General features: G+C 45.7%; 10 protein-coding genes. All 10 read left to right on the top strand.

Annotation, left to right across the window (positions count from 1 at the left end; translation table 11 throughout):
- Positions 1 to 17 precede the first annotated feature (17 nt).
- The 10 genes from MKX75_RS15765 to MKX75_RS15720 all read left to right on the top strand — a co-directional run bounded on the left by MKX75_RS15765 (position 18) and on the right by MKX75_RS15720 (position 15,554).
- Complete coding sequence (locus MKX75_RS15765; RefSeq protein WP_339165949.1) at positions 18 to 3,575, top strand: DUF4132 domain-containing protein; 3,558 nt, start codon at positions 18 to 20, stop codon at positions 3,573 to 3,575.
- Between the two features lie 4 nt (positions 3,576 to 3,579).
- Positions 3,580 to 5,400 carry a hypothetical protein gene (locus MKX75_RS15760; protein ID WP_339165948.1) on the top strand — a complete coding sequence of 607 codons (1,821 nt, stop codon included), beginning with the start codon at positions 3,580 to 3,582 and terminating at the stop codon, positions 5,398 to 5,400.
- Complete coding sequence (locus MKX75_RS15755; protein WP_339165947.1) at positions 5,387 to 5,665, top strand: hypothetical protein; 279 nt, start codon at positions 5,387 to 5,389, stop codon at positions 5,663 to 5,665. The genes MKX75_RS15760 and MKX75_RS15755 overlap by 14 nt, the downstream gene beginning before the upstream one ends.
- Before the next feature lie 284 nt (positions 5,666 to 5,949).
- A complete protein-coding gene (locus MKX75_RS15750) occupies positions 5,950 to 8,457 on the top strand; it encodes a WG repeat-containing protein (protein WP_339165946.1) in 2,508 nt (835 codons plus the stop codon).
- A gap of 113 nt (positions 8,458 to 8,570) precedes the next feature.
- Entirely contained in the window at positions 8,571 to 9,572 is a 1,002-nt protein-coding gene (locus MKX75_RS15745) for an AraC family transcriptional regulator (protein WP_339165945.1), read from the top strand.
- Between the two features lie 150 nt (positions 9,573 to 9,722).
- Positions 9,723 to 11,522 carry an ABC transporter ATP-binding protein gene (locus MKX75_RS15740; RefSeq protein ID WP_339165944.1) on the top strand — a complete coding sequence of 600 codons (1,800 nt, stop codon included), beginning with the start codon at positions 9,723 to 9,725 and terminating at the stop codon, positions 11,520 to 11,522.
- Complete coding sequence (locus tag MKX75_RS15735) at positions 11,519 to 13,270, top strand: ABC transporter ATP-binding protein (protein ID WP_339165943.1); 1,752 nt, start codon at positions 11,519 to 11,521, stop codon at positions 13,268 to 13,270. The genes MKX75_RS15740 and MKX75_RS15735 overlap by 4 nt, the downstream gene beginning before the upstream one ends.
- Positions 13,271 to 13,350: 80 nt before the next feature.
- Positions 13,351 to 14,313: an ABC transporter substrate-binding protein gene (locus MKX75_RS15730; RefSeq protein ID WP_254847866.1), complete on the top strand. Its 963-nt coding sequence runs from the start codon at positions 13,351 to 13,353 to the stop codon at positions 14,311 to 14,313.
- A 168-nt stretch (positions 14,314 to 14,481) separates the two neighbouring features.
- Positions 14,482 to 14,919 carry a hypothetical protein gene (locus tag MKX75_RS15725; protein WP_175623708.1) on the top strand — a complete coding sequence of 146 codons (438 nt, stop codon included), beginning with the start codon at positions 14,482 to 14,484 and terminating at the stop codon, positions 14,917 to 14,919.
- Between the two features lie 254 nt (positions 14,920 to 15,173).
- Positions 15,174 to 15,554, top strand: a complete 381-nt coding sequence (locus MKX75_RS15720) for an RDD family protein (RefSeq protein WP_083679515.1) — start codon at positions 15,174 to 15,176, stop codon at positions 15,552 to 15,554.
- The last annotated feature ends 64 nt before the right edge of the window (positions 15,555 to 15,618 follow it).

Genomic DNA, 15,618 nt, shown 5'->3' with positions numbered 1-15,618 from the left:
TTGAGGAGGAATGTGTAATGCTTACCGCAGACCGCGCAGTAGAAACTTTGGTGGAGAAATTCGCAGTGACCTGTTCAAACGAGTATTCATTAAAAACAGACCGAAGCTCCGAAATTATTGATTATGTATTGGGAACGACAGACAAATTCCCGGATATGATGGGAAATTCGAGTCATTATGTGTATCAAACAATTGATCTGCTTATGAAGCTCGCCAAAAAAGACGATGGAGATATCTTTTACCGGGCCGGGGCTATTGTGATATATCTGGAATCCAATTATTCCAAAAGAAGTTCATGGAGAACGGATGCTTTTACTGTCTGTATGGGAAATGATTCAGAAGCCTACGGATTGAGCGGGAAGAGCAAAAGCGCTGATCGCATGGGTGGGTTGTTGGGCCGGTTGGAGAAGATCAAACAGTTTGCGGGCGAGAACGAAATTTCGGCTGAATTAAAGAGCAAATTAAAGCGTGCCCAGTGGCTTTTTGATTCCAAAAAGGCTGACACCCAGGGGGATTATCGAGATGTAATCAATGCGTTAATGCTGCTACAACTATATTCAAAACTCAGTGACACGGCCTCTCATCTTGCAGAGGTTCAATCTTCTGTTCAATCGTTACCCGTGTTGTTTCAACATGTGATGGCTAATGATCCAGATAAGTTGCGGGACGAGCTACATACGTTGATTGAACCTGTAGTGGTCGGTAATATTCAAGGGAAGCATAACGGATCTTCCCAGGAATTGAAGGATGAATTCCTCAAGGAGAAGCGTAGTCAGCTCATAGCTGAGGTTTATCCCAATACGTCTTTCTCTCCAAAAGAGCAATGTTCACACACGGTGTTCCATCAAACTATGGTACTAGTGAGCAGTGCCTTGCTGTACCTGATTAACATTAGTGGAGGTAAACAACGGTTCCTTGATACGAACAGTGAGATTGGACATGTTCTGCTTCACACAATACATCAATTACACGAGATTTACCCACTCGAAGTTCGCCGTTACTTGCTGAGTATGGACCCTAGAGCGAAGAGTCCCAATGATCTGCTTGCTGGACTTGTGCCTCTGGATGAGCCTTACCAGTTGGTTGAAATGATGCGGGACGAGCTTAATTCGTACACGATATCCTGGAACATGCTACAATCTGCGATCGCGAATCATCCTGAACAAGCGATTCGAGCATATGAGATTATCAAACCGCCATTCCTCAAACTTTGCATTCAGAAATTCATGGATGATCAGGGATTGACCTTGCCCAATGCGGAAGGGGCACTGGAGCAAGCGGTATTCAACGCTCTTCGGCATCCTTTGGATGGGGGGCGTCAAGGACTTGCGATTGCTAGATACTTAAGTGGGGAAAACACCCTTGAGGAATACTGGGAGGACTCGAATAGTCGTGGTCTGTTTAATAACCTGAATCGGGATAAAAAGCGTATTCACAATCTGATAAGCATCAGTTTCTTACCCTTGGAGTCGGAGGCAATGCGCAGATTCGCAATCCTGACCACCCATCCCGATTGGACGCTGGATATTGTCTCAGACATGTACAATTCATACGCTTTTAGTGGAGAGAAACTGCTTCAACGTTATGGACAAGATCCTGAGGTACAACGAGAGAAATTGCTAACCAGTCTGCTCTCTCTCAATGGCATGACCGACTATAGATACAGATCCATGCCACATGACGAATACCGCCGAATCATTCAGCAGAATCTGGACTATGCGCTGACACAGTACAAGAAACTGCCAACGGATACGCGTATTTTGATTCTGGAAATTACCTTTGAACAGCGGGATGAGCTAACGAAGAAACAACTGGCTGAAGCGATTCGTGCCGGATTGCAGGATTCGTCCAAAAAGGCCAACGGTGTGGCCTTAGCCGAATTCAACCGGATACCTGATCAGGACTTGTATACACTCGTATATCTCTCCGAGAAAAAAGTGTCGATTAAAGAGATGGCTTTGACCGCGATCCGCAGTCTGGAAAACAGCAAGGAGCTGTACGGTGAACTTTTGAAGAAAGAGAAGTCCGATGAGTGGAAGAGCTTGATCCAAATTCTGCTGGATACCGCAGATTTAAGTCCAGAGTATGCCCATGCTGCACTCGCTGATCAGGCAGATGCCAAAAAGTTGTCGAGACTGAGCTGGTTGTCCCTAAAAGATCTCCCTTCACTGATACGTATTGAAGACAATCAGCCTTTAGATAATCGGATTAAGCAGTATGCTTTGGTCCAATCATTGGATCATACATCCGGTCCTAATGAACGGTTGAATGAATTACGAGATTACGTAAGTGAGGCATCTCTCGCTCGTTTTGCAAGTGAGCTGCTCCAGGTCTGGATTCAGGAAGGTGCTCCTGCAAAAGAGAAATGGGTGATGTATGTATCCGCACTCTTTGGCGATATTCAGATTGTAAATATTTTAGCTCCGCAAATTAAGGAATGGACAGAAAATAGCCGCGGCGCGATTGCTGCAGATGCTGTGAAAGTGCTCGCTTATCTGAAAGATCCATCTGCTCTTATGGCGATTGACAAGATCAAACGTGGCGTGAAGAACCGTCAGGTGAAAGGTGCAGCAGAAGAAGCGTTGCAGCTTGCAGCCGATAATATGGGACTTACCTCGGAACAACTGGAGGATCGTCTGGTCACCACACTTGGTTTTGATGAAAAAGGAACCATGCAGCTTAGTTACGGAGAGCGCTCATTCCTGATTAAGGTGAATGGAGACTTGCAAGTCGTTGTCTTAAATGAAGAAACAGGCAAATCCGTGAAGAGTCTGCCTGCTCCTGCACAGAAAGATGATCCTGAATTGGCAGCGCAGTCCAAGGCACGTTTCACGCAACTGAAAAAAGATCTCAAATCCATGGTTAGCATTCAGGCACAGCGTCTGGAAGAGTCATTGTCCAAACAACGTCTATGGTCTGCTGATGAGTGGAAAGCCCTTTTTGTACAAAATGTAATTATGCAGAAATTTGCTGTTGGTCTGATCTGGGGAACGTATGAGGATGGCGCTCTGATCAGCACGTTCCGCTATATGGAGGATGGCACATTCAATACAGTGGACGAGGATGAGGTTGATCTGCCTTCAGGTGCGCAGGTGGGACTTATACACCCGCTGGAATTGGATCAGGCTACCCTTGAAGGTTGGACAACGCAGTTGGAGGATTACGAGATCAAGCAGCCATTCGAGCAATTGAATCGTGAAATTCACCAGCCAGAAGATGAGGATAAAACGAAGAATGAATACGATCATCTGCCCGAGTCTGATTTCTCGCCAACGGCATTCCCTAAAGCACTGGAGAAATATGGATGGATCAAAGGACCGGCACAGGACGGCGGCTGGTACCATGAATTTTATAAAGAGTACGGAGATCTTGTTGCAGAATTGCAATTCAGCGGTACGAGCATCACGTATTACGAGGGATTGGATGATATTACACTGGAATCCCTACATTTCTTCAAACCGAGTAGCAAGCAACATTATTATTATGGTGACAATAAATCCATTGCTCTGGGCAACGTTCCAGGTCGCGTGTTCAGTGAAACGATCTACGATATTCTAAGAGCAACGGGGCGTTGATGACGTGAGTGGATTCAAGGAGAAATTCCGAAGTTTTTCGAAGCTGTGTACAGAGGATTATCTGATTCGTTATGCCAACAAGGGGCTGTACAAAAGGTCTTTGAAAGAGTTGGACAATGGTGTAAGTGTAACGTACACATGGAATGCATCATCGGTGAGTTGTCAGCTCAGTGACGGGACACACTGTACGCTTGAAAATACGCTGGATCATTGGGAATGCTCCTGCCCGGCAGAACATATCTGCAAGCATGTACTGATTGCAATTCTATATGATCAACGGGAACAATCGTCAGAGGATTCGATGAGTGCAGACGAAAAGCATGTGCCGGCTAAGAACTCAGGGATATCGAATAATGCTTCGACGGACGCATCAAAAGAAGTATCAGTATCAAACGTAGTATTAAACGTGGACGGTCCAAGCGAAGTTCCGCATACGGTATCACGTGAGATCGAGTCTCGCTTCCGCTGGATGACGGAGTCTGACCTTACCGTGTTAATTAAGTCATATAGTTCTTCTATGATTGAGGAAGTTGTTTTCCGATTGAGATACCCAGAAGAAATTAAGATCATCGAAGATTCGCTTCTTACGGTGCATCTGACAAGCCAGAATATCGAGGTATCTTTTACGGAGGAAGCGAGCCTTGCAAAAGCACTTTGTAAAGTGCCGCAGACTGCTGGGAAGATGGCCAAGCTGGAAGCTTTGCTACGATATCGGGTACTAAGAGGCCTGGATGATACGGATGCATTAAGCGGACGAGTGTACGAAGCCAAGTTCTCTCTGCAGACGGTGCAGGAATGTCGCGTGATGCTGGCAGGATTGTTGAAGACGGGACTGGCCCGTCTTCCTCAGTCTTATATGGCACAACTGGAGACCTTGGCAATCGCAGCTCATAGTGGCAAACTGCCTGACATAGAACGCAGTTTACGAGGGATACAAGGGGAACTACAGTTGTTTTTCAACAGACATATACGTTTCTCCATGCAATCCATGTTGGATCGGGTAAGCAATCTGTATCTTGCACTCCAGGTTCTTGAAGAAGAAAAGGTATCTGTCATTCAGCAGAGTCAGCTCATTGGCAGTTTTCGAAGTAAATACTATACAGTTCCTTCACTTCACCTGTATGGACTGGGGGCTGATGCGTGGGAGACAAGATCCGGTTTCCGTGGAATTACCTATTACTTCTATTGTTTCGATGATGAGGAAATGTACACCTATAGCGATGTACGTGCTGTATATTATGATGATCAGCAGTTCTCGTATACAGAGCATTATGGTGGATTCACACCATGGTTACCTAATCTGACCTTTCGCCAGTTCGTGGGTGAAGAAGTTCAATTCCATTCCGTTAAAGTGAATGAAGAGCGCCGGATCTCTTCCGGGGAAGGTGCCAAGCTTGCTATTTTGCCTCGAACGGGTGTGGAAGCGTTGAATATGGGCAAAATCATGCAAGATGTAACGTCTGTACTTCAAGAGGAATCGCGATCGTTCGATTTGTTTGCTGCTCCCAAAGAACGATTGGCTGTGATCAAAGTTGCTCGAATCGTGGACCATAACTTTGTCAAACAAACACAGGAGCTTGTCCTGACGGTTGAGAGTATCGAAGGAGAACGATTGGCACTCACTCTCCCGTATTCAACAGACTGGCAGACGATGATCCTAAGACTGGAGTCAGGATATGGTTCCCAATCGCTTGAGCACTTCTATGCCTTTGTTCGTGTGGAATCCAAACGGATTAGCCCGATCAGTTTCCTGAAGGGTCAAACGGTGCTCAGTCTAAAACTGGATATCGGCAATGGAAGGATGGGAATACTTGGAAGATCATAATCAGTTCATGCAGAAAATTAGCGGCTGGTCGGAAGAGTTGCTCCTACGTGGGTTATCTCAGTTTACGATTCGGGATATTGAGGTACTTGAGCAGCTCGCAGCTGAATCCTCGCGGTTGCAGATGACTTTCTTGCATGAGTTGTTGAATCAACTCATCAAGGAAGGGCGTAGCGTGGCTCTTGGACAAGGTAATGAAGAGTTGCTGTTATTTCAGTATTGTCGTCTCACCCAATATGTACAATTGAGTGTGCAAGAAGAGGCGTAATATTGGTTAGTATTCCAAGCGAAGGCACATGAAGCGATATGATGTAATAAATAAGATGTATTATAGAATATAAGAAGATTTGCAGAAGACCATAAGGTCACTGCAAATCTTTTTTTGCTATTTTGGAGTTTGATGTATTACAGATCGAAAAATATCATCATTTGATGTTTGTTTAGAAACAGGATGAGAATTTCAATTGTTCTCAGTTATATTCGTTTTGATGTCATATCCCGATTTATGACGCATACCATTAGGCGAATGCGGTCATAAGGGAGGAAACTGAGATGTCCATGAGCGAACCGCTGTTAACGCAAATTGTGAATCAACATATTCCGGCTGGTGCAACGGTCGTCACTATTGATAAACCTGTCCAACATCCAGCGATCTACGCGGCTGATCTTACCGGTGACGGCATGCCGGAGATTGCTGCAGTCTATCAGTTGAATGGTGAGCTGTATTTGCTCATTCTGAAATTTGTTCAAGCACATTGGATCAAGATGGCACTCATTAAGGGATTGGGGTATGGGGTGACTTTAATGACTGCAGCCCCTGTAACATCAACGGCAAGGAACAATCTCATTATCGGTTGGCGGATTGGTTCTATTTGGTCTAAGCTTGCCGTATATGAGTGGACGGAATCAGGACTCAAAGATTTGGCCCCTGACGATCTATATTATAGCTATGCAGAGATTATAGATATGCCTGGTCCGCATGGCCGAGATGGGAAAGTGGAGATTGCACTCTGGATACATGACACAGGGGAAGCCTATCGTGTGGAGATTATCCGTTGGCAGAATGGGAAATGGGTTCCTGCACCGGACGTATATGAAACCTATTATCCCAAAGTGGTGCAGTATTACGAGCAATTAACTCAGCATTACCCTGATTATATCTTCTACTGGTATTACCTTGCGGATGCTCAGTTCCACGCAGGCCAGTATCCGGCAGCACTGGTTTCCGTTCAGAAGGCACTCAGTTTCCCGGAAGCGTATCCTTCCCGAGAGGCGTTGCTGGAACTGGAAAAGAAAATTAAGCAGGCGATGGTCCCTATAAGTCATGCTCGGGTTGCGACATGGTTATATCCGATCTCCGTTCGAACCACGAGGGGGACCCGTTGGGGGTATATGGATGCCCAGGGGCATGTACGGCTAGAGCCGGTTCTGGATGACGCGCAAGCGTTTCAGCCCAATGGATTGGCTGTAGTTGTGAAGGACGGCCATGCTGGTGTGATTAATCTTCAGGGGCAGTATGTCGTTCAACCTGTATACGATTCCATCAATTCCTTTTCCGAAGAACGGGCGATGGTGATCGATTCTCAAGGATTTAAGATGATTAATGAACAAGGCACGGTCCTGACCAAACGTCCATACTCGTATATCTCGAATATGAAGGACGGCCGAGCGTTATTTTACGATTCTAATCCTGGTCAGACAGATGGATCGGTGAGTCTGTATGGTTATCTGGATGCCTCAGGCAATGAGGTGATTCCGGCACAGTTCGTGTCAGCGAACGATTTTCAAGATGGCAAAGCGGTTGTGCAGATCAAGGACAATGAATATGCGCTCATCAATCGCAATGGACATCGGCTCGCGACGTATCCATTTGCTTATGTGGGACCTTTAGGAGATGGACTGCTTGCTTTTCAAAAAGAGGCCTCGGGCAAATATGGGTACATCGACGAACGGGGTAATATTCGCATTCAACCCAAATTTTCATCGGCATTTCCTTTTAGTGGCGGGCAAGCAATCGTCAATACAGCAGAGGATTACAAATCGATCTACGGTGTCATTAATACGCAAGGATCATTTATCATTCAACCCGCTTATAATAACATTCGCGAATTAGGCGAACAGAGATATGCACTGGGGCAAGCGATTAACCCGGAGCAGCCTTATATTGGCTCTGTGTACGCAATTGCAGAAACTAACGGTAGAAGGCTTACGGAGTTTGTATATCGCGATGTGGGCAATTACAAAAACGGCCTTGCTTCCGCATCGGACAGAAGACAGACCTATCTGCTTGATCTGAGTGGAAGACCGGCACCGGGATATCCACGTGTTGAAGGATCGGGTACGTTGGAGGTCGTTGCACCCGATCTGATTAAGGCTTATGTAGATCAGCGTTTATCTTATGTAAACCGGGCCGGACAGATCATCTGGCGACAAAATACAATCGTTCCACTTCACCCACCGTACCGTGTACGCGAAGAGAAGTATAAGCCCAATCCGGACTATCTCGTATATTACCCACAGGTAGAGGGGATGACGGATCAAGCGGCACAACTTGCAGTAAATGTAAAGTTAAAGACCCTTTCTCAGGTTAAACCGATCCCTGCCGATCAGCAGCTGGATTACACGTATACAGGCGATTTTGATATTACGTTCTATCAGCAGCAATTGCTTCAACTCCAACTCACCGGTTATAACTACCCGGCTGGTGCAGCGCATGGTATGCCTACGATGATCTATGCAATCATTAATCTGACGAATGGTCAGTTGTATGAGTTGAAGGATCTATTTAAGCCAAATAGTGACTATGTAAAAGTGTTGAGCCAGATTGTGGGAGATCAGATCAAAAATGATCCTCAGTACTCGTATGTGTTTCCGGACACGTATAAGGGGATTAGTGCGGATCAACCGTTTTTTGTTACAGCGGATGCGCTGCATCTCTACTTCAATCCCTATGATATCGCTCCTTATGCAGCAGGATTTCCAACGTTTACAATTCCTTTCACCCAGATCAAGGATATCATTGATACAGAAGGTTCGTTCTGGAAAGCATTCCATATGTGAGTATTCATTCATAACATCATACGCTAAATTCTGAGTAACAGAGGCCATATGTCCAATATGGCTTCTTTCTTATATAATAAGCTGAAACAACAGACAACGAGAGGGGAAGCCAGATGCAATCCAAGGTGTCAGAGACATGGTACGCCATTCAAAATAAAGAAGATCAGCGCTGTGCATTGGCAGCGAGATTAAATACATTTTACCAAAGCAGCTCTGCCGAACGAATCATTCATATTCCTGAAGAGATTGGTCAGGGATACTGGCAGCTGAATCGCATTCATCCCTCCATGGAACTCGTGTATAGTGATGCGATATTCCATCGACCAACCGCTTTGAGCAGTTTGGAGCAGGATGATAGTATCAAGTTAAGCTTCTGTATTGGTGAGAGCATATCATGGAACATTGATGGCAAGCTGGGTGAATTTCATGTACATAATCAGGAAAGTTCTGCATATGGCAGTCGATATACGAGCAGTACGTGTGAGTTTGGATTACAGCAGCACTTCAAGGGATTTACGTTGAAGCTGGATCAGACACCGATCAGTGGAATGATGCAGCAGCTTCCCATACAACAGCTCATGACAGCCATCGCTGGAAGTGGGGGAGGTTTCTATAATGCGAAGATGACACCGACGATGATTCGAATCGTTAACGAGATGACACAATGCCCGTATTCGGGAGAACTGAAACAACTGTATTTAAACGGAAAAGCACTTGAGCTGCTCGCGGTATATTTCAGTGAATGTATTCTGGAGCGTCAGTTACCTGCGAAGCATAGTGGCTTGTCCCGGACGGACCTGACCAGTTTGCAACAGGCGAAGCACATTCTCGATGCGAATCTGGCACATCCGCCAACTCTTGAAGGGCTCTCCAGACAAGTGTGTCTGAATGAATTCAAGCTGAAAAAAGGATTCAAGCAATTGTTCGGTCTTCCTGTACATGCGTATGTCATTGAGCAGAGGCTGGAGGCAGCGTATTACCTGCTGGAGACCAGACAGATGAATGTGACCACGGCTGCTGCAGCGGTGGGTTTTAATAAAACGAGTCACTTCTCCGCTCAATTCAAACGCAAGTATGGCATGACACCATCCACGTATTTTAATCAAACGTTCTAGTAGGCTTCTCGTAGCATTTACTTTTAATCCGTATTGAGGTATTTTTGCTCCGGATTGGGGTAGCGGTTGCCCACGTCCCTGTGAGATATTAATGTGCGTATATAGCACTGCGCCATATTGAGAATGATTATTAATATCAGGAGGGATGAGATGAACAACACATCTGAAGTGTCCGGGTTAATGCAGGTGACGAAGGAGCGTAAAGGTCTGCTGATCACAGCAAGTATCTTCTCGACGCTGTCGAGTCTGTTGCAGATTGTTCCTTTTATCGGGGTGTACAAGATCGTCGAGGAACTGCTAACTCATGCGGGGCAACCCTCAGCCATGGATAGGGATCTGTTGATCTATTGGGGGATCGTCGCATTCGTAGCCCTGATTGGGGGGCTTATTGCGCTCTATATCGGGGGGATGTGCTCACACATTGCCGCATTCAACATTTTGTACCAGCTCAGAGTAAGACTTGCGGAGCATGTTGCCAAAGTCCCCATGGGGTATCACACCCGAACGGCAACCGGTGAGCTGAAGAAGATTATCGAGGTCAGTGTGGAGAAAATCGAGAAGTTTATCGCCCATCAGTTGCCGGATCTGGTCAGTGCGATTGTAATTCCGTTAATGCTGCTGGGATACTTATTCTGGCTCGATTATCGTATGGCGCTGACGCTGTTAGTTCCGATCGGAATTGGGTTCTGGCTGCAAAGTCGTATCTTCCGTAGCGAACGCGGCCGTCAGGCTTATCGTAATTTTCAACTTGCCATCGAAGAGATGAATGCGACTGGAGTTGAATACGTGAGAGGTATGCCGGCAGTGAAAGTATTTGGCATTACAGCCGATTCGTTTTTGACGTTTAAACAGGCGGTAACGCGTTACCGGGATATTTCGTTGAGAATAACAGATTTGTGTAAAACATCTTACGGGCTGTTTTTTGTGATCATGATCTCTTTATTTACTTTCATTGTTCCGGTGGGTATTCTGCTGTCGAGTGGAAATACGGGGAATCAGTCGTTTGCGATCACGTTTATTCTGTTTCTGATTATTACCCCGAGTCTATCTGCTCCGTTATTGAAGTTGATGTATCTGGGTAGTGGGATGCGAGAGATTGTGGAAGGACAGAAACGGATTGAATCGGTGTTTGCCGAGCCGGTTGTACAAGAGCCTGTGTTGCCTAAAGTTCCGGATACATATGAGGTTGCCTTTCAGCAGGTATCTTTTGCTTATGAGCGTAAGGAGAGCGAAGCATATAAACCCGTACTTGAAAAGATTGATTTTGTAGCCAAAGCAGGAGAGATGACTGCACTTGTCGGACCTTCTGGTGGAGGAAAGTCGACCATTGCCAATCTATTGCTTCGTTTCTGGGATGTACAGGAAGGTGAGATTACGATTGGTGGAATTCCGATTCAGGAGATGGGGACGGAGAAGCTGATGGATACCGTGTCCTTTGTATTTCAGGATGTACATCTGTTCTACGATACGATTGAAGAAAATATTCGGATGGGCAATACATCGGCTTCACTACAGGATGTTATAGCTGCGGCTCAAACTGCTTGCTGTCATGAATTTATCGAGAAGCTGGACGCCGGATATGATACCAAAATCGGAGAAGGCGGCACGTACCTGTCCGGCGGTGAAGCACAGCGAATTGCAATTGCACGGGCGTTGCTCAAAAATGCTCCCATTCTGGTCCTGGATGAAGCGACAGCCTATGCGGATGCAGAGAATGAACACAAGATCCAGCAAGGTCTGGCCCAATTGGTTCAAGGCAAAACGGTACTGATTATTGCTCATCGTCTAACAACGATTCGGGCAGCCGAGCAAATACTCGTGATCCGAAAGGGTACGATTGCCGAGCGTGGGACACATGATCAATTGCGTGCACTAGGCGGGGTATACGAGCACATGTGGCAGGCTCATATCAGTGCAGCTTCCTGGAAGCTTGGAGGTGCAGTGCGATGAAGAATTATTTAACCAATATATCTGGCGGTAACCCGCGTAGTCTGCTTCCTTCAGTGATTGCAGCGATTCTGGACGGGATTGCAAAGATCGTTCCTGCGGCGCTGCTTGTGGACATATTCAATACGATCTATAAGTCTTTCGCTGATCCGGATATTGGACTGGATATCAACCGAATGTGGATTGTGTGCTGCATCCTGTTTGCCTGGCTTCTGGTTGAATACGCGGCTTACGCTTCACTCTATGACAAGACCTATCGAGCAGCATACAGCCTCGCGGCCTCAGGAAGGTTGAAGTTGGCCGAACATATTCGGCATTTGTCGTTAGGATTTTTCGGAAAACGTGATCCTGGGGATCTAACGAATCTGATCCTGAGCGATTATGGTCAGGTCGAGCATACGATCTCTCACAATCTGTCGCAGCTGATCAGCGCGACTGTGCTTCCGGTACTCGCTTTTGGCGGACTTCTGTTGGTGGATTGGAGAATGGCCGTAGCCATGTTTGTTGCGGTTCCCTTTGGTGTGGCGCTGTTATGGCTTACGGATTCCATTCAGGCACGACTGAGTGAGAACCATGATCGAGCCAAAAACGAAGCCGCCAGTCGGCTGCAGAAGTACCTGAGCGGTATTCGTGAGATTAAGGCCCAAAATATGGGGGGCAAACGTTTTGAACGGCTGCGTCGTTCTTTTGACGAATTGAAGTCCGCTTCCATTCGGTTGGAAGGCATTATGGGGCCAATGATCATGGGCGCGATGTTGCTTGCACGATCAGGAATGACATGGATGATTCTCGTGGGCAGTTATTTGCTTGCAGGCGGTGAGTTGTCCCTACCGGTATTTCTGCTATTTTTGCTGGTAGGTACAAAGGTATTTGAGCCCTTGACGGTTGTACTGATGAGTTATGGGGAGATGCGGTACTCCGCTTATAGTGCAAGACGCATTATGGATGTGCAGCAGGAGGCTCCGTTGGCAGGAACGGGAGATGTACAGCCTAATCAGGCGATTTCATTTGAACAGGTGACCTTTGGATATGATGACCATCAGCCGGTGTTGAAAGACTTGTCCTTTACGATTGAGCCGCATACCATTACTGCCTTGGTTGGTCCATCCGGTAGTGGTAAGAGTACAGTCACACGTCTCATTGCCCGTTTCTGGGATGTACAGCAAGGAAGCATTCGCATTGGTGACAGACCCGTTGATCAGATGGACCCGGAGAAGCTGTTGCAGGATATCTCTGTGGTCTTCCAGGACGTGTATCTGTTCCAGGATACGATCGGCAACAACATTCGTGTGGGAAAGAAAGACGCTTCGCAATTTGAGATTGAAGAGGCCGCACGCAGAGCTTGTTGTCATGAGTTCATCTCCAATCTGCCTCAAGGGTACGATACGCTCGTTGGCGAGGGTGGATCGACGTTATCTGGTGGGGAGAAACAACGGATTTCCATTGCGCGTGCTTTGTTAAAAAATGCATCGATCGTATTGCTTGACGAAGCCACTGCTTCACTTGATCCGGAGAACGAAGCTGCGGTGCAGCAAGCGATCAATGAGTTGGTTGCGGACAAGACGGTTATTTTGATTGCACACCGATTAAAGACCATTCAGAATGCCGATCAGATTCTCGTTCTGGACCAAGGTCAGCTCGTAGAGCAAGGAACTCATGCGCAATTGTTAGATTACTCGGGCATCTACGCTCGTCTGTGGCAATTACAACAGGATGCGGAAGGCTGGCAGGTAAAAGTGAACGGATCATGAGTTCGATGAGATAGATAAAGTAACTGAAGCAAATAAGCCTAATGTGGCAAATGAACTGACATAAAAGGAGAATGACGACGATGTTTAAACGAATTCCTGTATGGATTGCACTATGCTGTATGCTCACCTTGGCGGCCTGTGGAACGACCGAGACCACCAGTGAAGTGGTCAGCTCCTCAGAGGCAACCACACAAGCGACGACCAAATTGATTACTAACCCGAATGGAGAAGAAATTACGATCCCTTTGAATCCAGAGCGCATTGTTGATCTGTCTGGCTCTACAGAAGAGCTGTTGATCATTGGGAAAACACCTGTAGCGACAATGAGCGCGGATTATGGTAACCCGGAGGAACTTACGCCAACCATTAAGGATCAGCTGAGTGCAGATACCGTTAATCTGGGCTGGTATGGTTTCCCCTTCAGCATTGAAGCTATAGCGGGTGCCAATCCGGATCTGATCATCCTGGGTAAGGATTTTAACACGGATCAGTATGAAACTTTGTCTAAAATAGCGCCTACGATTGCATTGCCATACTCCTACTACGATTGGAGAGAACGCCTGACCTACCTGGCAGATACGTTTGGAGAAGAAAGCAAGAAAGATGAATATCTGGCCAAATATGATGCGAAATCTGCAGAGTGGAAACAAAAGCTGGAGGCGGCTGTACATGGTGAATCCTTTGCCGTAATTGAGACATATCCAAACAATCTAGTCATCTATTCGAACAAAGGTGCAGCGGAGATGTTATACGGTGAGTGGGGCCTGAAGCGCACAGACGGTATTCCTGATCCAGAGGGCTGGGGCGGTAAACAGATCGCGCTGGAGGCTATGGTATCGGTCAATCCGGATCGTCTGCTGCTGATGGAGAATAGTGAGAACAAGATGGTCGATAGCAAAGTGTGGAATAACATGAACGCCGTGAAAAATGGAAAAATCTATAAAATCTCCAATGTCGATAATTACAACTACTCGTACACAGCCATGGGAAGAATGGAGCTTATGGACCGCCTGGGTACGATGATTCTGGAAGATCAGAAGTAGTGTAGGTGGATTAGAGCATTCACTATGGATTAACTTTAACAATTAACAGAACTTAATGGCAGTATATGTGTAATTGTTTAATTTGTTTGAATTCATGTAACTTGAGCTGTTCTGGTTTCGTTTAGACATTGGGGTGATCTGATGTTGGTGAACGCGGTTCAACGTTACATGATATTAGCATTTATATTTATCGGGATAAGCTTAACGGCAGGCCTCATTCTTGAAAGGATTGAAGGGTATCAAATTACAACGACAGAGTATTACGGCTTACGTAATTTGGGGGGGCTGATATATATTTTGTCGCTCATCCTGGGATTCGGGCACTATTTACTCGCATTTTATGTTGTTATTCTCAGCCCGATCTCATGGCTGCTACGGAAATATGTACGCTTTCCTATGGTGAGACCTTTCATCTATATGGCGGGTTTTGGATGGGGCGGGCTGTGGGTTTTTGATCTCATGTACAATCCATATTTCGTGAATGGATACCATCTTAATCGAGTGACATCGATATGGATCTTTGGCATCGCTGGGTTAGTCTATGCTATTGTAGAGAATAAGATTTGGCGAAGAGAGCAGATACAGAACGAACAGAAGGCTACTTAACAAAAGTTGAGTAGCCTTTTTGGTTTACATAATTAATATTGTGTTTAGTAGTAGTAAACACGGACAGCAGTTAAGAGTTTGTTATAAAATTCACAAAGAATGCAATTGAAAAGAATTAGGAGATATATCGTAAAAAGGTAAAATTTTCTGTTATACTATCTGAGTTGTGTACATAAAGTTAGATATTTTAATGAAGGGAGTTCATGAAGTAAATTAGCCGTCTAGTTTAAAATTGTAGTTTGGAGGAAAGCATTTTGTATAAAGCAGGTTTTTGGATTAGATTAGGAGCAGGTGTATTGGATAGTCTTATTATTTCAATTCCGTTAGTGATTATTGCAGGTATTCTTACGGGTAACTTTGATACGGATGAGCCGATTGCAAAACTACTTAGTGCGTTATACTCAATTTTATTACCAGTTTACTGGTATGGTCGAACCATAGGAAAACGTATATGTGGAATTCGAATCCGTAATTACGATACACATGAACCACCAAAAATTGGTACGATGCTGATGCGAGTTGTTGTGGCTGGACTTGTGGTGTATGTAATAACTTTGGGTATCGGAGTTATCGTGAGTGCGTTTATGGTCGGTCTGCGTGAAGATCGACGTGCGATTCACGACTTTATAGGGTAAAAATCCCGGTGCAGCTTTTAAATCATTACTACTGTTTCACAAAACTCGTATTTTGTACATATGT

It is taken from the genome of Paenibacillus sp. FSL R5-0341 (assembly GCF_037975235.1).
Classification (GTDB): Bacteria; Bacillota; Bacilli; order Paenibacillales; family Paenibacillaceae; genus Paenibacillus; species Paenibacillus amylolyticus_A.
The sequence above is the reverse complement of the archived record's forward strand: the minus strand, read 5'-3'. Positions and strand labels throughout refer to the sequence as shown.

Excerpts from the sequence above, each read along its gene's own strand:
- MKX75_RS15750 (WP_339165946.1), top strand. The coding sequence starts at position 5,950 with ATGTCCATGAGCGAACCGCTGTTAACGCAAATTGTGAATCAACATATT.
- MKX75_RS15735 (WP_339165943.1), top strand. The coding sequence starts at position 11,519 with ATGAAGAATTATTTAACCAATATATCTGGCGGTAACCCGCGTAGTCTG.
- MKX75_RS15725 (WP_175623708.1), top strand. The coding sequence starts at position 14,482 with ATGATATTAGCATTTATATTTATCGGGATAAGCTTAACGGCAGGCCTC.
- MKX75_RS15730 (WP_254847866.1), top strand. The coding sequence starts at position 13,351 with ATGTTTAAACGAATTCCTGTATGGATTGCACTATGCTGTATGCTCACC.
- MKX75_RS15765 (WP_339165949.1), top strand. The coding sequence starts at position 18 with ATGCTTACCGCAGACCGCGCAGTAGAAACTTTGGTGGAGAAATTCGCA.
- MKX75_RS15740 (WP_339165944.1), top strand. The coding sequence starts at position 9,723 with ATGAACAACACATCTGAAGTGTCCGGGTTAATGCAGGTGACGAAGGAG.
- MKX75_RS15745 (WP_339165945.1), top strand. The coding sequence starts at position 8,571 with ATGCAATCCAAGGTGTCAGAGACATGGTACGCCATTCAAAATAAAGAA.